This is a genomic window from Ancylobacter rudongensis, assembly GCF_900100155.1.
In the GTDB taxonomy this organism is placed as follows: Bacteria; Pseudomonadota; Alphaproteobacteria; order Rhizobiales; family Xanthobacteraceae; genus Ancylobacter; species Ancylobacter rudongensis.
The window spans coordinates 719,404-743,484 of the sequence record NZ_FMTP01000001.1 but is presented as its reverse complement, the minus strand read 5'-3'; the positions used below and the strand labels follow the sequence as shown (position 1 = coordinate 743,484).

Below are 24,081 nucleotides of genomic sequence, written 5' to 3'. Positions count from 1 at the left end.
GCCATGGCGCTGATCCCGGTCGAGGAGGCGCTGGCCCTCCTGCTCTCCACCGCCGCGCCACTGGGCAGTGAGACCGTCCTGCTGGAGCAGGCCGACGGTCGGGTGCTGGCCGCCCCGGTGATTGCCCGCCGCACCACGCCGGGCGCCGATGTCTCCGCCATGGACGGCTACGCCCTACGGGCACTGGACGCATCGAGCGTGCCCGCCACTCTTGAGCTTATTGGCGAATCCGCCGCCGGTCGGCCCTATGCCGGCCGCGTCGCGCCCGGCACCACGGTCCGCATCTTCACCGGCGCCGTGCTGCCCGAGGGCGCCGATTCCATCATCATCCAGGAAGATACGCGCCGCGAGGGCAATGCCATCACCCTCACCGAGGCCGCCACGCCCGGCCGCCACATCCGCCGCGCCGGGGGCGACTTCGCCGCCGGTGAGGTGCTGCTGGCGCCCGGACACCGCCTGCGCGCCCGCGATCTCGCTCTGGTCGCGGCTGGCGATGTCGACACGGTAAGTGTCGCCCGCCGCCCGCGCGTCGCCATGCTCTCCACCGGCGACGAGCTGGTGCGACCGGGCACAGGCGCCGCCGCCCACCAGGTCATCGTCTCCAATCTCTATTCGGTCGCCGCGCTAGCCCGCGCCGCCGGGGCTGAGGTGACGGATCTCGGCATCTTGCCCGACACGATGGAGGCCACGCAGGCGGGCGTGCGCGCCGCCCTCGATGGCGGCTTCGACGTGCTGGTGACGACGGGCGGCGCCTCGGTCGGCGACCATGACCTGATCGCCCCGGCCCTGACCGCCCAAGGGGTCGACCTCGCGGTCCACCGCATCGCGCTGCGTCCCGGCAAGCCGCTGATGTTCGGCCGCTCTGCCGCGACGCGCACGCAGGTGCTCGGGCTTCCCGGCAACCCGGTCTCGGCGCATGTCTGCGCGCTGCTGTTCCTGGTGCCGCTCATCAAGGCGCTGCAGGGGCTGGAGGTGCCGGCGCATCCCGAGCTGGAGCCGGCGCGGCTGGCGGGAGATGTGAAGGCGAACGAGCAGCGCATGGACTTCCAGCGCGCGGAGATCGTCGGCCATGCCGAGGGCGTGCCGCTGGTGCGGGCGCTGCCGGTGCAGGACAGCTCCATGCTGCGCAATCTCGCCCGCGCCGATGTCCTCCTCGTCCGCCGCCCGCACGCCCCGGCGGCCGCGGCTGGCGAGATGTGTGAGATTCTGCGGCTGGAGGATTGACGCGGCCACTGCGCGCCTGTGTGCTCAGGCCTTCGCCAGCGAGACAAGGGGCCGCGCATGGAGATCGATCTTCCCGAGGTGATGGCCGAGGTAGGCGCCGCCTTCGAACGCTATGAGCGGGCGCTGGTCGGCAATGATGTGGCCGAACTCGACGCGCTGTTCTGGGACGATGCCCGCACCATCCGCTATGGCGGGGCTGAGAACCTCTATGGCATTGAGGCCATCCGCGCCTTTCGCGCCGCGCGCTCGCCCGCCGGGCTGGAGCGCGCGCTGGACGGTACCGTCATCACCACCTATGGCCGTGACATGGCGGTGGCCTCCACCCTGTTCCGGCGGGCGCCCGGCCGTGTCGGCCGGCAGATGCAGACCTGGATGCGGACCCCCGACGGCTGGAAGGTCGTCGCCGCCCATGTCAGCGTGATTGACGATCCCCTATGACCTCTTGGTGATGACCGGCGCGGCGGCTAAAGATGCCACCGGCCGTCCGGTGTTCGGGCGCGCCCGACTATCCGTGTGTTGCTCATGTCGGTGCTGCCTGTCCGCCTGCCCCTAAATCGGCCAACCACCGGCGCACGACCCACCGGCGCACGCCCCTTGCGCATGACGCGCGCCGAGGAGCTGCGCATGCAGCTGGCCGACGAGATCACGCGCGGCACGCTGCCACCCGGCACCGCCCTCGACGAGACCGCCCTCGCCGCCCGCTTCGGCGTCTCGCGCACCCCCGTGCGCGAAGCGCTGCGCGAGTTGGTCGCCTCCGGCCTGGTCGATGCCCGCCCCCATCGCGGCGCCGTGGTGGCACGCCCCAGCGTGGCGCGTCTGCAGAACATGTTCGAGGTGATGGCCGAGCTGGAAGCCCTGTGCGCCGGCCTCAGCGCGCTCAACATGACCCCGCCGGAGCGCCAGCAACTGGAACGCCTGCACGCCGACATGGGCGAACTCATGCGACTGGGCGATTTCTCAGCCTATCGCGAGGCCAATGAGCTTTTTCACACCTCGATCTATGCCGGTAGCCACAATGACTATCTGATCGAGCTGACGCTCGGCACGCGCCGCCGGCTCTCGCCCTTCCGCCGGGCCCAGTTCCGCGCGCTGGGACGGCTGGCACTCTCGCATTCTGAGCATGAGCGGGTGACGACGGCGATCCTGCGCGGCGATCGCGACGGTGCGGCCGCCGCGATGCGCGACCACATCGCCATCGTCCACGACGCCTATGAGCAATACGCCCAGACGCTGTGACAGCCCCCACCGATTCGCCCTGCACTGGCTAGCCCCTCGCATCGAACCTGCCAGCGGCTCGAAGTGCGCCTCCGACGCCGCGATTCGTCAGCCAGCTGCGTGATTGCAGCGCTCCGGCGGGCGTTTAGCCTCCCTTTACCCATTGTGGAACACAATAAGAACGGCTAGTCTTTGTTCGTGATTTGTTTCGTTCCGGCATCGGCCGGCAGACGGGGTTCTCTTGATGCTCACCCGCAAACAGCATGAGCTGCTCCTGTTCATCAATGAACGCCTCCAGCAGGACGGCGTGCCCCCTTCATTCGAGGAAATGAAGGAAGCACTGGACCTGCGCTCGAAGTCCGGCATCCACCGGCTGATCACGGCACTGGAAGAGCGCGGCTTTATCCGCCGCCTGCCGAACCGGGCCCGCGCCCTGGAAGTGGTCCGCCTGCCCGAGGATGCGCAGCCGCCAAAGCCTGCCCGCAGCTTTTCCCCCAATGTCATCGAGGGCAATCTCGGCAAGGTGCGCCCGTCCTCGGACGATGATGGGGACCGCCGCGTGGTATCGATCCCGGTTATGGGCCGTATCGCCGCCGGCACACCGATTTCCGCCATCCAGTCGCGCGACCACACCATCGGCATGCCGCCGGAAATGCTGTCGGGCGGTGAGCATTACGCGCTGGAAGTGCGCGGCGATTCGATGATCGAGGCCGGCATTCTCGATGGCGATCTGGCGCTGATCCGCAAATGCGACGCCGCCAGCACCGGCGAGATCGTCGTCGCGTTGATCGATGACGAGGAAGCCACGCTCAAGCGCCTGCGCCGCAAGGGCGCCTCGGTGGCGCTTGAGGCCGCCAACCCGGCCTATGAGACCCGCATTTTCGGACCGGACCGGGTGCGCATCCAGGGCAAGCTGGTCGGCCTGTTCCGCCGTTACTGAGCATCGTCGTCGGCCGGCGCCGTTTCGGACGAGGACAAGGGCGGTGCGGCATTCGCCTCGGCAAGGCCAGAGGCTCCGGGTGGCGGCGTAGCGACTTGCCAGGATGGTTTTTTGCTCCCGGGCGACGAGAAGGCACCTACGCCCGGCTCGGAAGTGAGCGGCGGCGGACGCGGGGCTTTCGGCTCCCAGGGCCGCGTTCCCTGCACTGGGCGGGCGCTGGCGAGAGCGAGGCTGCCATCCGGCATCAATGTGCCGGCCACGCCGCCAATGGCGGTGCGCGCATCGCGGTGGACCACCGTCGCCGCGCAGTCGAGCGGCGGCGCGAAGGGCGTCACCAGCACCGCTGCCAGGCGGCAATCATCCTCCAGCGAATCCCGATCGCGGGACAGAGCCACCAGCCGCCCATCGGGCAGGGGAAGCGTGCAGCCGAGCGGATCGCAGGCGGCCGCTGCGGTCAGGTCCCTGGCGCCGAAACGCCCTCGCTGCCCGTCCGCGCTCAGCCATTGCTCGACCGCGAAGCGCCCGGCCACCCCCGTGTCGCGGTCGCCCATGAAGGCGAGCGCGCCGTCCCTGCCCCGCACCGCCACCGTACGCGCCTCGGCATCGACCAGAAGGTCGGGACGCGGCGCTGTCGCGGCCGTGACGATGCCGGCGAGCGCCAGCAACGGCGCGACGAGGACCAGCCTTGTCCGCGCGAGGCACAGCACGATGAGCCCGAGACTGACCAGCACCAGGCTCGCCGCCGGCATGGCCGGCACGCCGCGGTCGGCGCCGGGCAGCGCGGCGACCAGGTCGGAAATGTCGCGCATGCGGGCGAGGCCCCAGCCCATCAGCCGCCAAGCCGGATCGTCCCAGCCGAACGGCATCAGGATCGAGCCGGCAAGTCCCGCCGGCATGACGATGAACGACACCACCGGCATGGCCGCGAGATTGGCCAGTAGGCTGAGCGGCGCCAGCCGCTGGAAATGGTAGGCGGCATAGGGCGCCGTCGCCAGGCCCGCCGCCAGCGAGGCCAGCACCAGCGCCATGACATAGCGCGCCGGCATCCCGAGCCAGCGCCCCGCCCTGGCGGAGGGCAGGGTGATGAGGAAGCCGAAGCGCTCATAGGCCGCGATCAGCCCGAGCGTCGCGGCGAACGACATCTGCGCGCCGGGATCGAGCACCGCCCGGGGCGACAGCGCCAGCAGCACCAGCGCCGCCACCGCCAGCGTCCGCAGCGTCAGCGCCGGCCGGCCGAGCACAATGCCGGCGAGCACCAGCAAAGTCATCAGATAGGCACGCTGGGTCGGCACCTCGGCCCCGGAGAGCAGGAGGTAGAAACTGGCGGACAACATGGCCGGCAGCGCGGCCCAGGCCTTGATCGGGCGGTGGAGCGCGAGATCGGGCATCAACGCCAGCAGCGCCCGCGCCAGGAAGAACACGGTGCTCGCCACCAGCGCCATGTGCAGGCCGGAGATCGACAGCACATGGGACAGGCCGGAGATCCGCATGCTCTCCTCGATCGATTCCGGCACTGCATCGCGCAGGCCGGTTACGAGGGCGACCGCGACGCCGCCCTCCTCCCCCGGCAGCGCCGCGCGGATGCGCGCCGCGATGGCGCGCCGCGTACCGTCGAGCCAGGTGGTCAGGGCCAACCCTGGCGGCGGCGCGACAGATGCGGGGCGCAGCTGCGGCCGGCCGAGCGCATAGCCGGTGGCGCCGATGCCATCGAGCCAGATCGCCCGGCCGAAATCGAAGCCGCCGGGATAGGACGGCCCGGGCGGGGGACCGAGCGTGGCGCGCAGCGTCACATGGCTGCCCACCGCGGGCGGTTCGCGCCCGGCGAGCGTCACACGAACGCGCGTCGGCACCTCCCGGGCACGCTCCATCCCGGTGACGGCCAGGGTGATGCGGCTGCCGCGCGGGCGCAGTTCCGCCGCCTCGACATAGCCGCGCACCTCGACCGCGTTCAGCGTCGTGCCGAGCACCGGATGCGCCATGAGCTGAACCTGCAGCGCCGCCACGGCGAAACCGGCCGCGATCACCGCCAGTAGCGCCAGCAGGTGGAAGGCGAAGGGCCGCGCCCGCGCCAGAAGGGCGAGACCGGCAAAGGCGAGGGCCGGCACGAAGCCGGCAGAGGGCAGCGGCTCCTGCGGCGCGGCGAAATAGAGCGCGGCCCCGGCGGCGAAGCCGATCGGCAGGAACAGGAAGCCGCGCCGGTCGTCGAGCTCGCGCGTCAGCGCCGTCGCCGCGCCCTGCCAGAGCCCTGCCAGAGACAGATCCGGCAGGCGCCACTTGTCCGGATGCCCCCTCGCCTGTCGCTGGCCGAGCACAACCGTCCGCGCGCGCGGACGCGGCGCGTCTCCCGGCCCCAGCTGCGGCGGCTCGTGCATCCCCCGATGCCCCTTGCGCGTGTTTCGCTGCCCTGCCCTGCTGCCTTGTCGTGCGGCGCGCGGCCCCTTGCGGTCCGGCCCCGGCGGAAGGCCCGCTTTTCCCGCGTCGCACACCTATGGTACACGCACGCTCCGCGCCCGCCACGCTTCGCCGCCGTCCCTCCGGCGCAGACGGAAGAGATATGTCCGAGACCGTCGTTACCCGCTTCGCCCCCTCGCCCACCGGCTTCCTGCACATTGGCGGCGCCCGTACCGCGCTGTTCAACTGGCTCTATGCCCGCGCCAAGGGCGGCACCATGCTGCTGCGCATCGAGGACACCGACCGCCAGCGCTCCACCCCGGAGGCGATCGACGCCATCATCGACGGGCTGAAATGGCTCGGCATCGACTGGTCCGGCGAGGTCATCTACCAGTTCGCCAGGGCCGAGCGGCACCGCGAGGCGGTGGAGCAGATGATCGCCGCCGGCCGCGCCTATCCCTGCTACGCCAGCGCGGCGGAGCTTGAGGAGATGCGCGAGACCGCCCGCAAGGAAGGCCGCCCGCCGCGCTATGATGGGCGCTGGCGCGACCGCGACCCGGCGGAGGCACCGGCCGACCGCAAGCCGGTGTTCCGGCTGAAGGCGCCGACCGAGGGCGAGACCGTCATCGACGATCTCGTCCAGGGCCGCGTGGTGATTCCCAATAAGGACCTCGACGACCTCGTCCTGCTTCGCTCCGATGGCACCCCCACCTACATGCTCTCGGTGGTGGTGGACGACCACGACATGAACGTCACCCACATCATCCGGGGCGACGATCACCTCACCAATGCTGCGCGCCAGACGCAGATCTACCATGCGTTGGGCTGGGGGGTGCCGAAGATGGCGCACATCCCGCTGATCCATGGGCCGGACGGGGCGAAGCTCTCCAAGCGCCACGGCGCGCTGGGCGTCGATGCTTATCGCGCCATGGGCTACCTGCCCGCGGCGCTGCGCAACTACCTCGTGCGCCTTGGCTGGAGCCATGGCGACCAGGAGATCTTCTCCACCGAAGAGATGACCCGCCTGTTCGATCTCGACCGGGTCGGCCGCTCGGCGGCACGCTTCGACTTCGCCAAGCTGGAGAACATCAACGGCCTGTATATCCGCTCGGCCCCCGATGCCGAGCTGATCGAGGCCATCGACGCCCTGCTGCCGCATATTCCCGACGGCGCCGCCATCGCCGCCGCGCTGACGCCCGAGCGCCGCGCCCAGCTGCTCGCCGCCATGCCGGGACTGAAGGAGCGCGCTAAGACCCTTCTCGAACTCATTGAAAGTTCGGCCTATATCTGGCGGGAGCGGCCTCTGCCGCTGGAGGAGAAGGCGCAGGCCCTGCTGACCGACGAGGCGCGCCGCCTGCTCGCGGCGGCGGCGGCGGCGCTTGCCGAGGTAGCGGAATGGAGCGCGTCCGAGACCGAGGCGGCCGTGCGGGCGGTGGCGGAGGCGCAGGGGGTGAAGCTCGGCATGCTGGCCCAGCCGCTGCGTGCCGCCGTGACCGGCAAGACCACCTCGCCCGGCATTTTCGATGTCCTCGCCGTGCTGGGTCGGGAGGAATCGCTGGCACGGATCGCCGACCAGACGGGTGCTTCCGCGCCGGCGTGACGCCTTCCCCGAGGTAGCCGAGCCCGCCGGAAAAGGCGGCTGCCCGGCCTGCCGGCCGCAATGCGGGAGCGGTTTCGCTGCGCTTGCGAGGGCGGATCGAAACCGCTACGACTTTGACCATGGGCCGCCGTGGGACCCCCCCGGTCTCCGCTGCACATTGCCGCAAGGCAGGCGCGGCCCCCGCAAAAGACGCGATCCGTTTCAGATCCGGTTCTCAAGGTTTAGGGAGACCCCGCATGGACGCCAGCCAAAGCAACGCGCCAAAATCCGCTACGCTCACCATTGGCGATGAAAGCTGGGAGCTTCCGATCCTGAACGGCACGATCGGGCCGGATGTCATCGACATCGCCAAGCTCTACGGCCAGACCGGCAAGTTCACCTACGATCCCGGCTTCACCTCCACCGCCTCCTGCGAAAGCCAGATCACCTATATCGACGGCGACGAGGGCGTCCTTCTGTATCGCGGCTACCCGATCGAACAGCTGGCCGAAAGCGACTTCCTCGAGACCTGTTACCTGCTGCTCTACGGCGAACTGCCGACCGCCGCCCAGAAGGCCGATTTCGACTACCGCGTCACGCGCCACACCATGGTGCATGAGCAGATGAGCCGCTTCTTCCACGGCTTCCGTCGCGACGCGCATCCCATGTCCGTGCTGGTCGCCTCGGTCGGCGCGCTGTCGGCGTTCTACCACGACAGCACCGACATTTCCGACCCGCAGCAACGCATGATCGCCTCGATCCGCATGATCGCGAAGATCCCGACCCTGGCGGCGATGGCCTATAAGTACTCGATCGGCCAGCCCTTCGTGTACCCGAAGAACGATCTCGACTACGCCTCGAATTTCCTGCGCATGTGCTTCTCGGTGCCCTGCGAGGAGTACAAGGTCAACCCGATCCTCTCGCGCGCCATCGACCGCATCTTCATCCTGCACGCTGACCACGAGCAGAACGCCTCGACCTCGACCGTGCGGCTCGCCGGCTCGTCGGGCGCCAACCCCTTCGCCTGCATCGCCGCCGGCATTGCCTGCCTCTGGGGCCCTGCCCATGGCGGCGCCAATGAGGCCGCCCTGAAGATGCTCGGCGAGATCGGCTCGGTGGACCGCATCCCCGAGTTCATCAACCGCGCCAAGGACAAGAACGACCCGTTCCGGCTGATGGGCTTCGGCCATCGCGTCTACAAGAACTACGACCCGCGCGCCAAGATCATGCAGCGCACCTGCCACGAAGTGCTCGGCGAGCTTGGCATCAAGGACGATCCGCTGCTCGACATCGCCATCGAGCTGGAGCGCATCGCGCTGCAGGACGAGTATTTCGTCGAGCGCAAGCTTTACCCGAATATCGACTTCTATTCGGGCATCACCCTGCGCGCCCTCGGCTTCCCCACCTCCATGTTCACCGTGCTGTTCGCCCTCGCCCGCACCGTGGGCTGGATCGGCCAGTGGAAGGAGATGATCGAGGACCCGAGCCAGCGCATCGGCCGCCCGCGCCAGCTCTACACCGGCGCCACCCAGCGCGACTACGTGCCGATCGCCCGCCGCAAGTGAGCGCCTGAGCGCCGGCAGACCGCCAGAAACCAAAATCCCCGCCATCCGGACCGGATTGGCGGGGATTTTCATTTGAGGCTTGCTGCGCGCTTCACGCGACGCTGCGCCTTGCCGCCAGCGTCTCCAGCACCGCCCTCGCCGCCCGCCGGCTCGGCGGCTCACCCTCGCCCATGACAGCGTCGAGCCGCGCGAAGGCGGAGAGTTGGGCCTCGCGCTCCGGCCCGCCTACGATCAGCCGCGCCAGTTGCGCGGCCATCGCCGGCGGGTCGATGTGCCATTGCAGATATTCCGGCATCGCGGGTTCATCGAGAATGAGATTGGGCAGGATCGCCGTCTTCACCCGGATGAAGAAGGGCGCGATGCGCCCTTCCAGCCACGGCACCCGATAGGCCGCCACCGTCGGAACACCGGCCAGCGCCAGTTCCAGCGTTACAGTGCCGGAGGCGGCCAGCGCCGCCCGTGCCACCCGGAAGGCGGCACGCTTGTCCTCATCCTCGACCAGAATGCGGGATTTGACCGGCCAGGACGCCACCATCTCCTCGACCTGCGCCCGCCGGCCCGGCAGGGTCGGCAGCACCAGATCGAGATCGGGCAGCTCAGCCGTGAGCCGTGCCAGCACCTCACCAAAGGTCGCGCCGAGGCGTGCCAGTTCGGCACGGCGACTGCCGGGCAGTACCAGCAGCACCGGCGGTGGCGACGCACGCCGCGCCGCCTCTTCGGCGCTCGGCCTCAGCGTGGTCAGCTCACCCAGCAGCGGGTGGCCGACATAGGTGGTCGGCGGCCCGCCGAGCGCGTGCATTGCCTCGGGCTCGAAGGGCAGCAGCGCCAGCACGCGATCGAAATCCGGCGCCATCGCCTTGGCGCGGCCCGGACGCCAGACCCAGACGGTTGGCGCGACATATTTGACGATCGGCAGCTTCGGCAGGCGTGCCCGCACCTTGCGAGCGACGCGATGGGTGAAATCAGGCGCGTCGACCATCACCAGAATATCCGGCGGCTGGGCGACGATGGCCCGCGCCGTTTCGCCCATGCGCCGCAGGATGCGCGGCAGGCCGCCGATCACCTGGGCGAAGCCCATGGCGGTGATGTCCTCCATGGGGAAGAGCGGCACCAGGCCCTGCGCCTGCATGCGGGCGCCGCCGACGCCGCGAAAGCGTACCGCGCCGGCATGGAGCGCTGTCAGCTCCGCCATCAGCCCGGCGCCCAGCACATCGCCCGATTCTTCGCCGGCAACGATGAACACGTCGAGCGGAGCGGGGCCGCTCATGAACCCTGCGCCCCCTCGCGCTCGAAACCAAGGATGAACAGGCCCGCCTGGTCGGCGAGCCGGAGCAGCGCCGCACTGTCGGCGACGATGACGCCACCGGCTTCGAGCGCGATGCCCGCCAGTCCGGCCCGCACCGCGCCTTCTACCGTGCGGGCACCGAAGGACGGCAGGTCGATCCGCAAATCCTGCCCCGTTTTGGGTCGCTTCACCAGCACCCCGCAGCGCGCCGGCATCTTGATGCGCCCATTGCCCCGCAACTCGGCGACCCGGGCCAACATGAGATCGGTGCCCTCGGCCGCTTCGACCGCGACGACATGGCGGTTCATCACCACCAGCCCCTGGCCGATGTCCAGCGGTCCCATCACTGCCAGTGCGTCGCGCCCGCGGGCAATGTCCTCGCGCGCGGCGGCATCGGGCGCCACGGCGCCGAGCTGGCCGGCGGGCATGAGAATTTCCGGCGCCACTTCATGCGCGCCGACGAGACGGAACCCCGACTCCTCCATCAACCGGCCCAGGCCGGTGAGCAGATAATCGTCTCCGCCGCGCAGTAGGGCAAAGGCACGCGGCAGCAGCTGGACGGTCGCCCAGTCGAGCCGCAGGTCGCGGATGCGCGGGCGCAGCACATTGCCGATGAAGACGACGTCCCGGCAGCCCCGGCGGCGCAGTTCGCTCTTCAGGAAGCCGAAGCGGCCGAGCGAGATCCAGACATGCGGCCAGGCCTCGAACGCGGCATCGGCAAAGCCGCGCACCGGAAACAGCACCACCTCGCGCCCCGCCCGCCGGGCGCCCTCGGCCACGGCGAGGGGAAAGGCCCCGCCGCCGCAGATGATGGCCAGCGGCGCGCCCATAGACCCACCCTCCCCCGACGAGGACCGCGCCTCAGGCGGCGTCGGGTTCGGCGACATGGTCGGCCGTATCGTCGGGCACGGTCAGACGGCGCTTGCCGCCATTGCGGACGAAATCGACGACATGCATGACATTGGCGTCGTCGGCATAGCGCTCGGCGACCCGCGCGGCGCGCTCACCCAGCGTGCCGGCGGAGTAGAACAGCTCGCGATAGGCGGCGCGCAGCGCATGAATCTGCGGCCGGCCGAGGCCCCGGCGCTTCATGCCGATAATGTTCAGCCCGCCGAGTCCGCTGCGGCCATAGATCATGGCGCCGAACGGAATGAGATCGTGCTGCAGCCCGCACAGGCCGCCGACAATGGCGTTGTCGCCGATGCGGACGAACTGATGGATCGCCGCCATGCCGCCGAGAAACACGTTGTTGCCCACGCTCACATGGCCGGCAAGGGTCGCGTTGTTGGCGAAGATCACGTTGTTGCCGACGATGCAGTCATGCGCGACATGGCTGTTCACCATGAACAGGCAATTATCGCCAACGACCGTCTCCTGATGACCGCCAGCGGTGCCGGTGTTCATCGTCACATGCTCGCGGACGGTGCAGTTGCGGCCGATCACCAGCCGTGTCGGCTCGCCCTTATAGCCGAGCGACTGCGGCGCGAAGCCGAGCGAGGCGAAGGGATAGATCGTCGACCCCTCGCCAATGGTCGTGTGACCGCTTATCGCGACATGCGAGATCAGCCTCACACCCGCCCCGAGCACCACATTCGGCCCCACCGTGCAGAAGGGTCCGATCTCGACGCCGGCGCCCAGAACGGCACCCGCCTCAATACGCGCCAGCGGGTCGATCCTCGCCTCGGTTTCGCTCATTTACGCTCCCCGCGGGCGATCATCGCGCCCACTTCCGCCTCGGCGACGATCTGTCCGTCCACCTTGGCCTCGCCACGGAACCACCACATGTTCCGCCGCTTGGTCATCTGGGTCATGTGATACTCAAGCACATCCCCCGGCAGAACCGGCTTGCGGAACTTGGCCTTATCGATGGTCATGAAATAGACGAGCGAGGGCGCGCCCTCCTCCGGGCGGTTCAGCAGGCAGATGGTGCCGGCCGTCTGCGCCATGCCTTCAAGGATGAGCACGCCGGGCATGACCGGATTGTCCGGGAAATGGCCCTGGAAATGCGGTTCATTGGCCGAGACATTCTTGATCCCGACCGCCTTCCTGTCGCCCTCAATGCCGACGATCCGGTCGACCATGAGGAACGGGTAGCGGTGCGGAAGCGTCGCCAGGATGCGCTGAATATCGGCGGCACCCAGCGCCGTGGGTTCAACTGTGGCCTGCTCCTGCACGTCCATCCCCTACTGTCCCTGTTGTTCGCCGGCGACGCAGCGCCGTCCAGAACCTGTTCCTTCGCCGCGCCCCAGACGCTGCAGTGCCATCACCTCGCGGAACCACTCGCGCATCGGCTTGGCGGGTGAGCCGCCCCATTCGACACCAGGCGGCACGTCGTCCTTCACATTGCTGGACGCGGCGATGCGAGCGCCGTCGCCGATACGGACGTGGCCGATGACCCCGACCTGCCCGCCCAGCATCACGAAATCCCCCAGCGTCGCACTGCCGGCGATGCCGGTCTGTGAGACGATGATGCAGTGGCGCCCGATGACCACGTTGTGCGCGATCTGCACCAGATTGTCGATCTTGGTGCCCTCGCCGATCACCGTGTCGCGTAGCCCGCCCCGGTCGATCGTCGTCGAGGCGCCGATCTCCACGTCGTCTTGCAGGATCACCCGGGCGATCTGCGGAATCTTGGCATGCCCCTTCGCGCTGCCGACATAGCCGAAACCGTCCTGCCCGATCCGCGCCCCGGGATGGACGATGACCCGGTCGCCGAGCAGCGCGTGCTGCAGCGTCGCGCCGGCGCCGACGGAGCACTGCCGCCCGATGCGGACGCCGGGACCGATCACCGCCCCGGCGGCGATCACCGTTCCACTGCCGATTTCTGCGCCGGCGCCGATCACCGCGCCCGGGTCCACCGTCACCTCCGCCTCGAGACGCGCCTGCGGATGCACCACGGCACCGGCGGCGATGCCGGCATGGCCGAACATCGAGCCCGGCTGCAGGCTGCCGGCATAGAGCCTGCGGGCGATGGTGACGAAGGCCGCATGGGGCTTGGCCACGCAGAGCGCGACCGTGCCGTGCGGGACATGCGCGGCGAAGCGTTCGGTGACGAGGCAGGCGCCGGCCCGTGTCTCGCGCAGCGCCGGCACATGGCGGGCGCCGTCCATGAAGGCGATATCGGCGGGGCCGGCTTCTTCGAGCGAGGCCACGCCGGAAATCCGCACTGCCGGCGCGCTAGCGACCGCCTCGCCGAGCGGACCGCCGAGGAGCGCGGCGATCTCGGCCAGCGTCAGCGGCACCGGCGCGGAATAGAAGAAGGGATCGTTCATCGCCGCCTGTCGACTGCCGTGCCGTTTCCCAAACGCACAAGCGGCCCGGATGACCGGACCGCCGTGCTGTACAATGGGGTGGAGCTTATCAGAAGCGGGTGCCGCCGCTGAAGCGGAACTGCTGCACCTCGTCATACCATTCCTTGGTCAGCGCCCAGGCATAGTCGAAGCGCAGCGGACCGAAGGGCGAGGACCAGATCAGGCTGACACCGACCGAGGAGCGAATGCTGTCGCTGTCGGCGACGCAGACATTTGCAAGACCCTTGGTGGAGGAGCCGGCAATGACACTACAGTCGGTGTAGTTCGGATTATCCACCGAAGGCAAGCCAGCGATGTTGGGGAACGAGGTGTTACCCTGATAGTCCCAGAGCGAGCCGGCATCGGCGAATACGGCCGCCTTCAGGCCGAAATCCTTGGGCAGGAAGGAGAGCGGGAACTGGATTTCCGCCGATGTGCCCCAGTACATCGTGCCGCCGAGCGCGTCCGTATCCTCGCCGAGATAGCCGGAGGCCAGGTCGCGCGGGCCGATGCCGTTCGGAGCGAAGCCGCGGACGAGGTCGGGACCTTTGAAGAAGTTGTCGGTGATGCGCAGATCCTCGTTGCCCCACCCGGCCACATTGCCGACCTGGCCGCGCAGCATCAGCACGAAGTCGCCGACGATCGGGGTGTAGAAGCGAGAGTCGAAGGTGGTGCGGATATAGGTGGTGTCACCGCCCAGACCAGCGAAGTCCTGCTTCAGCTCGAGTAGGTAGCCGTTGGACGGGTTCCGGTTATCGTCGAGCATGTTGTAGGACAGCGTGTAGCCGACCGCCGAGGTGATGATCGACTGGTTGTTGATTTCGAGCAGCGCCCAGGAGACGTCGTTGAAGACCTCATCCTCAATGCTGACCGAGATTTCCTTCTGCGACAGCATGTAGCGCAGGCCCAGCGTCAGCTCGTCGGTCAGCGGCAGGGCGATGCGCAACGTGCCGCCCGCCGTCTCCGTGTCGTACTGGCTGTAGCTGGTTGCGCTGGTGGTCTTCCAGAACAGGTCGAAGCCGGCGGCGATGCGGTAATCGAGGAAATACGGCTCGGTGAAGCTGAAATCGGCGCCCTGCACGTTCTCGCCGAGCTGGCCGGCAAGACGGACATACTGGCCGCGACCGAGGAAGTTCTTTTCCGAGATCGCCACTTCGCCGATGAAGCCATCCGAGGTCGAGTAGCCGCCCGAGACCGAGAACTCGCCGGTGGGCTGATCCTCGACCGTCACCACAAGGATGATGCGGTCGGGCGCGGTGCCCGGCTCATTGGTGATCTTCACGTCCTTGAAGTAGCCGAGATTGCGCAGGCGGCGCTCGGCACGATCCACCATCACGCGGTTATAGGCATCGCCTTCGGCGAAATCGAACTCGCGACGGATGACCCAGTCGCGGGTACGGACGTTGCCGCGGATCTCGATCCGCTCGACATAGACGCGCGGACCTTCCTCAACGGCGAAGACCAGCGAGATGGTGCGCGCTTCGACATTGCGGTCGCCGCGCGGACGGACCTGGGCGAAGGCATAGCCCGACTTGGAGACCTCGATCGTGGCGTTCTCGACCGACTTCTCGACCAGCTCGGCATTATAGACCTGACCGGGCGCGACCCGCAGGGCGGCGCGTAGGTCGTTGATCGAGACATCTTTGATGCCGGTGACGACATCGACCGTGCCGATCCGATACTGCGGACCTTCCTCAATCACATAGGTGAGGACGAAGCCGTCGCGCGCACGATCGAGATCGGCCGTCACCGAGATGATGCGGAAATCGGCGTAGCCGTGCTTGAGGTAGAAGCGGCGCAGCAGTTCCTGGTCGGTGTTGATGCGGTCGACGTCATAAATGTCGGTGTTCTTCAGCCAGGAGAGCCAGTTGGTCTCCGTGGTCGTGATCTCTTCCTTGAGCTTGTATTCCGAATAGGCCTTGTTGCCGACGAACTTGATCTCGGCCACGCCCAACTTGTCGCCCTCGGTGATCTCGAACACCAGATCGACACGACCCTGGCCGCGCTCGATGATCTTCGGCTCGACGCGCACGTCGTAGCGGCCGCCACGATGATATACGTCGATGATGCGCTGGGTGTCGGCCTGCACCGTCGTCTTGGACAGCGGGCTGCGGGCCTTGGACTGAACTTCGAGCGCCAGCTGGTCGTCCTTGACCTTCTTGTTGCCCTCGAACGCCACGCGGTTGATCACCTGGTTCTCGACGACCGTGACGACCATCCGCCCACCGCGGTTGCTGATCGTGACGTCGGAGAAAAGCCCCGTGGCATAGAGCGACTTAAGCGCCTCGTCGATCTTGGCGGGCGTCAGTGACTGACCGGGAGCGGGCTGGAAATAAGAGCGGATGGTATCGGCATCGACGCGCTGATTCCCCTCGACGACGATCGAATTCGCCGACTGAGCCATGGCCACCCCGGGCGCCATGACGGCACCCGAAACACTGCCGACCGCCACCAGAAGGGCAAAGCCGACAACCGAGGCCAATCTACTCACGAACCGGGAACGAGCCATTTGGTGCGCAACCTTACCGTTGTTCTGGGAGACGTCCGACTGCACACCTCTAGGCGCGCACCCGGCGACACTCCTCACCCTGCACTCCGTTTGATACAGACTTTTCCAGAGCCTGCAAACCGGACCTGCCGTTTTCAGTGCCTTTTCCGGACGGCGTGGCGCCTCGGCAACGCCATCCCGAATCCAGCTCAAGATTTTGATATATTGAGAATATCGTTCCACGTCGCAAACAGCATCAGCATCAGGACTAGCGCCAGACCGATGCGGAAACCCACCTCCTGGGCCCGTTCGCTGAGCGGTCGGCCGCGCAGCGCCTCGATGCCGTAGAAAAGCAGGTGTCCGCCATCCAGAAGCGGTACCGGAAAGAGGTTAAGAAGTCCGATCGATACCGACAGAACGGCGGCAAGTTGCAGTAAGGCGGCGATTCCGAAGGTCGCGACCTGCCCGGAAACCTGGGCGATGCGGATGGGGCCACCCAGCTGGTCCGCCCGCTCACGGCCCGTCACCACGCCGCCGAGATAGCTGAAGGTGCGGTCGACGATGAACCACACTTCCGTCGTCGCCTGGGTCACGGCCTCGATCGGGCCGAATCGCTCGGTGCGGACCTGCCCTCCCCCGGTATCGCGGGAGATGCCGAGCACACCGATCCGATGGACATTGCCGAAGGTGTCGGTGACCTCGCGCAGGTCCGGCGTGGCTTCAAGGGTGAGTCGCTGCCCGCCCCGCTCGACCTCGATGGCGAGCGGCTCGCCGGCATTGGCACTGACGATGCGCTGCATGTCGCCGAACGAATCGATGGGATCGCCATTGATGGTCAGGATGACGTCGCTGGGCTGGAAGCCGGCGCGCTCGGCGGCACTGCCGGCCTGCACGGCGTCGACCTGCGGCGTCGTCACCTGCCGGCCCACCGTCATGAACAGCCCGGCAAAGATGACAATCGCGAGAATGAAATTGGCGATCGGCCCCGCCGCCACGATCGCCGCCCGGGCGCCGACCGATTTGTGGAAGAAGCTCTCGCGGCGGTCGCTCTCGCTCATATGGGCGATGGCGCCACGGTCGGGGGCACTGGCCGCGTTCTCATCGCCGAGGAACTTGACGTAGCCGCCCAGCGGAATGGCCGAGAGCTTCCAGCGCGTGCCGTGCCGGTCATTGAAGCCGACGATCTCGGGGCCGAACCCGATCGAGAACGCCACCACCTTCACCCCGGCCCGCCGCGCCACCCAGAAATGGCCCAGTTCGTGGAAGAACACCACGATCGTCAGCACGAACAGAAACGGCACGACATAGCCGAGCAGCCAGCTCGCAGTGCCGCCCATCGAGGCAAGAAGTTCCATCAGCGATTTCCCAGACACGCACGCCGACGGGCGCGCCTCTTGTTCCATAAGCAGCGTTTAAGGCGAAGGTGAGCAAAATGCGGCACGAGCCCCGAAATTGCGGCGCCAATATACGCCGCCGCTTCCCGGGCCTCGAAGGTGCGCATCACCACAGCAGAAACCCGCGGGCCGGAGCGTCCGGCGCGCGGATCAGTCCGATCAGCAGCGCCAGCGCCGCCGCCGCGATGAAGCCGTCGAGCCGGTCCATCAGCCCGCCATGGCCGGGGATCAGTCGGCTGGAATCCTTCACCTGGAAACGCCGCTTCATCGCCGATTCGAACAGGTCGCCGCCCTGACTGGCAAAGCTCGCCAGTAGCGCGATAGGCGCGGCCAGCAAGGCGGTCTCCACGCCGGCCAGATGCAGCGTTGCCATGCCCGCGAGCATGCCGAAGAACGCTCCGCCGAGCGAGCCGGCCCAGGTCTTGTTGGGGCTGACCCGCGGCCAAAGCTTGGGGCCGCCGATGAGGCGGCCGCAGAAATAAGCGGCAATATCCGTCGACCAGACGACAGCGAGCAGCCACACGAGGCTGACAAGCCCGAAAGAGCCATCGTCGCGCAGGACGAGGGTCGGCAACGCCAGCGCACCGGCATAGAGCACGCCGAACGGCGCCCAGGTCCGCCGCTCCCGATTCGAGCGGGCCACGAGCGCCGCAGTAATCGCGCCCAGCACCACCATGCCGATGGCGGCCGGAGGTGGACGGATGGCGAGCAACAGGATCGCCCCGACCAGAGCGGCGCCGCCAATGACCAGCAGCGGCGTGCGCGGCTTGGCGCCGATCATCCGCAGCCATTCCCACAGCAGGATCACGGCAGAGAGCGCAACCAGCGTGCTGAACGCCCAGCCGCCGACCACCGCCACCAGCATGACAAACGGCCCGAGCACGAGCGCCGAGCCTAGGCGCGGCAGAAAATCCTCTCCGATCCGCAACGGCTCAGCTTTCCCCGGCATCGACGCCGCCGAAGCGCCGTTCGCGCCGGCGATATTCGCCCAGCGCCCGCTCCAGCCAGCTCCGGTTGAAGTCCGGCCAATAGACCGGCAGGAACACCAACTCGGCATAGGCGGCCTGCCACAGCAGGAAATTCGACAGGCGCTGCTCGCCACTGGTGCGTATCATCAGGTCGAGCGGCGGCAGACCGGCCGTGTCCAGTGCCTCGGCGAAACGCTCGGTAGTGATGTCCTCGGCGCGAATCTCGCCCGCTGCGACCTGCCGCGCGAGAGCCTGCGCCGCACGGGCGATCTCGCCGCGCGAGCCGTAATTGAACGCCACGGTGAGCCGCACACCCGTATTGTCGCGGGTCAGCGCTTGCGCCTCGTCGAACAGGGTCTGGACTTCGCTATCTGTGGGATGACCTTCGCCGATGATGCGCAGGCGGACATTCTTGGCGTGAAGCTCCTTGAGGTCCGAGCGGATGAAGCGCTTGAGCAGCCCCATCAGCTCGCCGATCTCCCGCTCCGGACGCGACCAGTTCTCGCTGGAGAAGCTGTAGAGCGTCAGCGCCTCGATACCGAGATCCCTGGCGTCGGCGACGATGCGGCGCACCGCCTCTGCCCCGCGCCGGTGCCCCTCGAAGCGCGGCAGGCCCTGGCTTTTCGCCCAGCGGCCGTTGCCGTCCATGATGATGGCGACGTGGCGCGGCACCGGGCAGGGCGAGGTCGCCTCACCCCCGATGGTCTCGATGGCGGCACCTGAGGCCTCGCCACGCCTTGCAATGTTCACGGAGCCTCCCTGGCGCCCGCCGACTAGACCGCGAGGATTTCCTTTTCCTTCGCGGCGACGACCTGGTCGATTTCGGCAATGAACTGGTCCGTCGCCTTCTGAACCTGATCGGCGAGCCGGTCCAGGTCGTCGGAACTCATCTCGCCGTCCTTTTCGGCCTTCTTGATGGTGTCGAGGCCGTCGCGACGCACATGGCGCACGGAAACGCGCGCGGCCTCGGCGTATTTATGCGCGACCTTGACCAGTTCCTGGCGGCGATCCTGCGTCAGCTCGGGAATACGCACGCGCAGAACCTGCCCTTCGGTCTGAGGGTTGAGGCCCAGATTGGAATCGCGGATGGCCTTCTCGACCGCCGCCACCATGCCGCGGTCCCACACCTGCACCGACAGCAGACGCGGCTCCGGCACGTTCACCGAGGCAACCTGGTTGAGCGGCATGTTGCTGCCATAGGCATTGACCTGGATCGGCTCCAGCAGGCTGGCCGATGCACGCCCAGTCCGCAGGCCCGAAAGCTCGGTTTTGAGAACGGAGATCGCGCCCGTCATGCGGCGCTTGATATCGGCAATGTCGATCGGACCAGTGCTCATCACGAACCTCATTCATTCATCAGCCGGCCCGAGGCCGACGGGCGCCGGTTGGCGGCTTATCCAACCTAACGGCGCCCATGGCAAGCCTTACGCGACAACCGCGCCCGGCGCATGGGGACGCCGGGCCGCTTCGCACGAACGCTAGGGCGCCACCGTCGTCGCGCGTCCCTCGCCACGGATGGCGGCAGCAATCGCCCCAGGCTCTCGGATCGAGAAGACGACGATCGGCAGCTTCGCCTCCCGCGCCAGGGCGAAGGCGGCAGCATCCATCACCTTGAGGTCCTTCGCCAGCGCCTCATCATGGGTGAGTCGCTCATAGCGCCGCGCCGAGGGGTCCCGCTTGGGATCGGCGGTATAGACGCCATCGACATTGGTCGCCTTCATCACCGCGTCGCATTCAAGCTCGGCGGCGCGCAGCACGGCGCCGGTATCGGTGGTGAAATAGGGGTTGCCGGTACCGCCGGCCAGAAGCACGACACGCCCGCGCGCCAGATGGCGCGAGGCGGTCTGGCGGGCATAGGGCTCGCAGATGGTCGGCATGGGAATGGCGGAGAGGGTACGGGCGGGAACGCCGGCCTTCTCGACCGCCTTCTCCAGCGCCAGCGCGTTCATCACGGTCGCCAGCATGCCCATATGGTCGGCAGTGGCACGGTCGAGCCCCTGCCCGGCCACGCTGGCGCCACGCAGGATATTGCCGCCGCCGACGACCACGGCGATCTCGCAACCCGTCGAACGCGCCTCGACGAGATCCTGCGCGATGTTCTCGATGGTCGGCCAGTGCAGCCCGAAAGCTTCGTTCCCCATCAGCGCCTCACCGGACACCTTGACCAAGACACGCCCATAAAGGGCGCCGTGCGGCTCAGGGATCGACATGGGGCACCTCTGGCTTGGCGCGACTCGCGACGGCGCGCACAGTAAAACACGCCGGACTGCCCGTGGGCGGCCCGGCGTGACTTATCAACGTGAGATCGCGCTCAGACGCCGGCGGCAGCGGCGACTTCGGCGGCGAAGTCGCTTTCCTGCTTCTCGACGCCCTCGCCGAGGCCGAAGCGGACGAAGCCGACCAGCTTGATCGGCGCGCCGACCTTGCCTTCGCTTTCCTTCACCGCCTGGGCGACCGTCTTGGACGGGTCATGGATGAAGGCCTGCTCGACCAGCGTGACTTCCTTGAAATAGGTCTTCAGCCCGCTCTCGACGATCTTCTCGACCACGTTATCGGGCTTGCCGGAAGCCTTGGCCTTCTCCGCAAGCACGCCCTTCTCGCGCGCGATCACGTCTTCGGCGATGCTGGAGGAGTCGAGCGCCTGCGGGTTGGCCGCCGCGACATGCATCGCGATCTGGCGACCGAGGGCGGCGAGTTCATCCGCCTTGCCTTCCGACTCGAGCGCGACCAGAACGCCGATCTTGCCGAGGCCTTCGCCGACCGACCCATGGACATAGGAACCGATGACGCCAGCCGAAACCGAGAGCTTCTTGGAGCGGCGCAGGTTCATATGCTCGCCAATGGTGGCGACGGCGGTGTTGATGGCGTCGGCAACGGTGGCACCGGCCGGGTAGGCCGCCGCCTTCAGCGCCTCGACATCGTCCTCGGCGCCGAGCGCGACGGTGGAGATATCGCGCACCAGCTGCTGGAACTGCTCGTTGCGGGCGACGAAGTCGGTCTCGGAATTCACTTCGACGACAACGCCCGTCGTTCCCGACACGGCGAGGCCGATAAGGCCCTCGGCGGCGACGCGGCCAGCCTTCTTGGCGGCCTTGGCGAGGCCCTTCTTGCGAAGCCAGTCGATGGCGGCCTCGATGTCGCCGTCCACCTCGGTCAGCGCGGCCTTGCAGTCCATCATGCCGGCGCCGGTCTTCTCGCGCAGCTCCTTCACCATGCCCGCGGTGATGTTGGCCATGTTCCGTTCCTCAACGATCTCTGTGTCAATCGACGACACGGCCGGCCGGAGGGAATCCGGGCCGGCCGTGCGATACAATGCTTGGCGCCGAAATGTGACGCCGTCGCGAAGCGGACGCCGGGGTCACTCGACCTCGGCGGTCAACTCCTTGGCCTGCGCCACCCAGCCATCGACACGGCCCGGCAGGCCGACTTCTTCGCCAAGACGGTGAGCGTCGTCGGCGTTGAGCGCGGCGATCTGCCAGAAATGGAAGATCCCGAGGTCGGTCAGCTGCTTCTCGATCGCGGGCGACACGCCGGTCAGCTTCTTCAGGTCGTCGGCGATTCCGCGCGGACCCGAGAGCGATTCGAGGCTCGTCCAGGCGGTCTCGGCCGGCAGGTCTTCAACCATCGGAGCCTCGGAGGCGCCGATGTCGATGCCGAGATCGCCATGCGAGCGGCCGATGCCGTCAATGGCGGCGCGGGCGACGAGGTCGCAATAGAGGTTGATCGCGCGGCCAGCGTCATCATTGCCGGGAACCGGGAAGGCGATGCCGTCCGGATCGCAATTGGTGTCGAGGATCGCCGCGACCGGAATGCCAAGGCGACGGGCCTCGGCGACCGCGAGGTCTTCCTTGTTGGTGTCGATGACGAACAGCAGGTCGGGAATGCCGCCCATGTCGCGGATACCACCGAGCGCGCGATCGAGCTTTTCCTTCTCGCGCTGGAGCGTCAGGCGCTCCTTCTTGGTGTAGCCGACGCCCTCGCCGGCCGCGAGCAGCTCTTCGAGCTTCTTCAGGCGGGCGATGGAGTGGGAAATGGTCTTCCAGTTGGTCAGCATGCCGCCGAGCCAGCGGGAGTTCACATAGTACTGGGCCGAGCGCTTGGCGGCATCCGCCACGGCATCGGCGGCCTGGCGCTTGGTGCCGACGAACAGCACGCGACCACCACGGGCCACGGTGTCGGAGACAGCCTGCAGGGCGCGGTGAAGCGCCGGCACGGTCTGGGCCAGGTCGAGAATGTGAATGTTGTTGCGGGTGCCGAAAATGAACGGGGCCATCTTCGGGTTCCAGCGGTGGGACTGATGCCCGAAGTGCACGCCAGCTTCCAGGAGCTGGCGCATGGTGTAGTCAGGGAGCGCCATTGTCGTCTCTCGTCCGGTTGGGCCTCCGCGGACATGGCCGTGCCGAGGAATTCGGCTTACGGCACCGGAGCGGCACTGGAGCCCGCATCACGTCGTGACAATGGGCGTCCGGCCGCGAGTCCGCGTGCGGAATGGCGCGGCTTATAGGGGAGTGCGGTCTCCGTGGCAAGTCCGCGTCGCGCCTACACCCGACGGGCAGACGAGCGACTGGCGCGCAGGCTCCACTCAGCCAAGGCGGAGGCAAGAAAGCCCGGCGTGGAAGACGGGGCATCGATCAGGGCACGGGCCATGTCGCGATACAGCAGACCCGCGATAGCCGAACGCCCGAGTCCGGCCCCAGGCACCGCGATAACGTGATGGCGGAGGGTCGGGCTAAGGAACTCGTCGATTGCGGCGGCGACCTCCGGCGTCACCTCGGGCCAGTAGCCGCCAAGCTGCTGCTTCATCCGGCCAGTCGTACCCCGCCAATCCTCAAGCAGAGCGTCGTAGACGACCAGAGCCCGGGGCAGGCCGCGCGTGCCGCGTTCCGCATCCAGCGTGTAGCGCATCCATAGAGCAAGTGCCCGGCGGGGCTCCATGGCGTCGCGACGCGCCAGCGACTGGGCAACTTCCAGCGGGTTGCGCAGCGTAAGGACGGCTTCCACTGCATAGCCAGCTTCTGTCAGCGCCTCGCGGTAGAGTGGAACCAGCCGGCTGACGCGGGGGTCCTTCAACACGACCGTCGAAGCGCCGCCGAATTCGCTGTCCAGCGTGTCACGCAGCCGCTGCCACATGCCATTGGCGCGCACTACCTTGCTCGGCGACTCGACGATCCGGCCGCGCGAGTACCACCTGTGCCCGCACGCGGCGAGAATCTCGTCGTTCAAATCGACGATCGGCTTCGATTCCCAGTGACCGCGCAGGTTTCCCGAGGTCGCGCCCATCAATGTCTGCGGCGTGGCGGCCCCAAGAAGATTGACCGTCCGCGTCAGCGCCGACGTGCCACTCCTGTGCATGCCCAGAATTAGAATTGCCCGCCGTGTTTCAGATCCCTTGAACACCACCGTCCTGATTGTCCCTCATGTCCCTCTGGCGGCAAACAACGGCATTCCCTACAAAGATCAAGCAAAAATCACGAAAAAGGCATCATGAAACCATATAGAAATAATCGGGAAATAGCGGGACACAAATTGCAGCCCCCGACATACTTAACTCACCCATTTTCAATTCTTAGTTGATCGGCCTTCTCCGATGGGTATCGCCGAATGGGAGCCTGGGGTTCCCCGGTCGCGCACCCGCAGGCCCAGCCCGCCGTCGAAGCGCCGTTCGAGCATGAAGTCTGGCGGCAAGCGGGCCCGGCAGGCGGCCGGGAGGGTCGATCGAGCCCCATGCCGCGCGGGCGCGGA

The 24,081-nt window shown here is 67.6% G+C and carries 21 protein-coding genes; 6 read left to right on the top strand and 15 right to left on the bottom strand.

The annotated features are described in order from the left end of the window. Positions 1-3: 3 nt before the first annotated feature. The 4 genes from BLO63_RS03370 to lexA all read left to right on the top strand — a co-directional run bounded on the left by BLO63_RS03370 (position 4) and on the right by lexA (position 3,379). Positions 4-1,224 (top strand): molybdopterin molybdotransferase MoeA, encoded by a 1,221-nt coding sequence (locus BLO63_RS03370; RefSeq protein ID WP_091436752.1) that lies wholly within the window; start codon positions 4-6, stop codon positions 1,222-1,224. 57 nt (positions 1,225-1,281) lie between these two features. Then, positions 1,282-1,662, top strand: coding sequence for an oxalurate catabolism protein HpxZ (hpxZ, locus tag BLO63_RS03365; protein WP_091436750.1), 381 nt, complete (start codon positions 1,282-1,284; stop codon positions 1,660-1,662). An 84-nt stretch (positions 1,663-1,746) separates the two neighbouring features. After that, positions 1,747-2,460 (top strand): GntR family transcriptional regulator, encoded by a 714-nt coding sequence (locus BLO63_RS03360; protein WP_205409243.1) that lies wholly within the window; start codon positions 1,747-1,749, stop codon positions 2,458-2,460. A gap of 223 nt (positions 2,461-2,683) precedes the next feature. Continuing rightward, positions 2,684-3,379, top strand: a complete 696-nt coding sequence (lexA, locus tag BLO63_RS03355) for a transcriptional repressor LexA (RefSeq protein WP_091436746.1) — start codon at positions 2,684-2,686, stop codon at positions 3,377-3,379. Here lexA and BLO63_RS03350 read toward each other — a convergent pair. After that, entirely contained in the window at positions 3,373-5,751 is a 2,379-nt protein-coding gene (locus BLO63_RS03350; protein WP_091436744.1) for a ComEC/Rec2 family competence protein, read from the bottom strand. The two genes, lexA and BLO63_RS03350, sit on opposite strands and share 7 nt — an antisense overlap. A gap of 182 nt (positions 5,752-5,933) precedes the next feature. Between BLO63_RS03350 and gltX the strand changes: the two genes are divergently transcribed. Both gltX and gltA read left to right on the top strand, forming a co-directional pair. Next, positions 5,934-7,370, top strand: coding sequence for a glutamate--tRNA ligase (gene gltX / locus BLO63_RS03345; RefSeq protein WP_091436742.1), 1,437 nt, complete (start codon positions 5,934-5,936; stop codon positions 7,368-7,370). A gap of 236 nt (positions 7,371-7,606) precedes the next feature. Continuing rightward, positions 7,607-8,914, top strand: coding sequence for a citrate synthase (gltA, locus tag BLO63_RS03340; protein ID WP_091436740.1), 1,308 nt, complete (start codon positions 7,607-7,609; stop codon positions 8,912-8,914). 91 nt (positions 8,915-9,005) lie between these two features. On the opposite strand, the gene lpxB is transcribed toward gltA, so the two are convergent. The 14 genes from lpxB to BLO63_RS03270 form a co-directional block, all read right to left on the bottom strand. After that, positions 9,006-10,181, bottom strand: a complete 1,176-nt coding sequence (gene lpxB, locus BLO63_RS03335; RefSeq protein WP_091436738.1) for a lipid-A-disaccharide synthase — start codon at positions 10,179-10,181, stop codon at positions 9,006-9,008. Next, positions 10,178-11,029, bottom strand: coding sequence for an LpxI family protein (locus BLO63_RS03330; RefSeq protein ID WP_244517582.1), 852 nt, complete (start codon positions 11,027-11,029; stop codon positions 10,178-10,180). The genes lpxB and BLO63_RS03330 overlap by 4 nt, the downstream gene beginning before the upstream one ends. 31 nt (positions 11,030-11,060) lie before the next feature. Continuing rightward, positions 11,061-11,894, bottom strand: coding sequence for an acyl-ACP--UDP-N-acetylglucosamine O-acyltransferase (lpxA, locus tag BLO63_RS03325; RefSeq protein ID WP_091436735.1), 834 nt, complete (start codon positions 11,892-11,894; stop codon positions 11,061-11,063). Next, positions 11,891-12,379 carry a 3-hydroxyacyl-ACP dehydratase FabZ gene (fabZ, locus tag BLO63_RS03320; RefSeq protein WP_091436734.1) on the bottom strand — a complete coding sequence of 163 codons (489 nt, stop codon included), beginning with the start codon at positions 12,377-12,379 and terminating at the stop codon, positions 11,891-11,893. The genes lpxA and fabZ overlap by 4 nt, the downstream gene beginning before the upstream one ends. A 3-nt stretch (positions 12,380-12,382) precedes the next feature. Beyond that, positions 12,383-13,471 (bottom strand): UDP-3-O-(3-hydroxymyristoyl)glucosamine N-acyltransferase, encoded by a 1,089-nt coding sequence (lpxD, locus tag BLO63_RS03315; protein ID WP_091436732.1) that lies wholly within the window; start codon positions 13,469-13,471, stop codon positions 12,383-12,385. A gap of 88 nt (positions 13,472-13,559) precedes the next feature. Further along, positions 13,560-15,998, bottom strand: coding sequence for an outer membrane protein assembly factor BamA (gene bamA, locus BLO63_RS03310; protein WP_091436730.1), 2,439 nt, complete (start codon positions 15,996-15,998; stop codon positions 13,560-13,562). A 188-nt stretch (positions 15,999-16,186) separates the two neighbouring features. Then, positions 16,187-17,332: an RIP metalloprotease RseP gene (gene rseP, locus BLO63_RS03305; protein ID WP_091436729.1), complete on the bottom strand. Its 1,146-nt coding sequence runs from the start codon at positions 17,330-17,332 to the stop codon at positions 16,187-16,189. Positions 17,333-17,477: 145 nt separating this feature from the next. Beyond that, positions 17,478-18,320, bottom strand: a complete 843-nt coding sequence (locus tag BLO63_RS03300) for a phosphatidate cytidylyltransferase (protein ID WP_244517580.1) — start codon at positions 18,318-18,320, stop codon at positions 17,478-17,480. Next, complete coding sequence (locus BLO63_RS03295) at positions 18,304-19,011, bottom strand: isoprenyl transferase (RefSeq protein ID WP_091437262.1); 708 nt, start codon at positions 19,009-19,011, stop codon at positions 18,304-18,306. Before BLO63_RS03295 ends, BLO63_RS03300 begins: the two co-directional genes overlap by 17 nt. A 101-nt stretch (positions 19,012-19,112) precedes the next feature. After that, positions 19,113-19,676 (bottom strand): ribosome recycling factor, encoded by a 564-nt coding sequence (frr, locus tag BLO63_RS03290; RefSeq protein WP_091436726.1) that lies wholly within the window; start codon positions 19,674-19,676, stop codon positions 19,113-19,115. A 141-nt stretch (positions 19,677-19,817) separates the two neighbouring features. Beyond that, complete coding sequence (gene pyrH / locus BLO63_RS03285) at positions 19,818-20,549, bottom strand: UMP kinase (RefSeq protein WP_091436724.1); 732 nt, start codon at positions 20,547-20,549, stop codon at positions 19,818-19,820. Positions 20,550-20,650: 101 nt separating this feature from the next. Beyond that, positions 20,651-21,574: a translation elongation factor Ts gene (tsf, locus tag BLO63_RS03280; protein WP_091436723.1), complete on the bottom strand. Its 924-nt coding sequence runs from the start codon at positions 21,572-21,574 to the stop codon at positions 20,651-20,653. 123 nt (positions 21,575-21,697) lie between these two features. After that, positions 21,698-22,696: a 30S ribosomal protein S2 gene (locus BLO63_RS03275; RefSeq protein ID WP_091436721.1), complete on the bottom strand. Its 999-nt coding sequence runs from the start codon at positions 22,694-22,696 to the stop codon at positions 21,698-21,700. 182 nt (positions 22,697-22,878) lie between these two features. Beyond that, positions 22,879-23,739 (bottom strand): sulfotransferase family protein, encoded by an 861-nt coding sequence (locus BLO63_RS03270; protein ID WP_244517578.1) that lies wholly within the window; start codon positions 23,737-23,739, stop codon positions 22,879-22,881. Between the last annotated feature and the right edge of the window lie 342 nt (positions 23,740-24,081).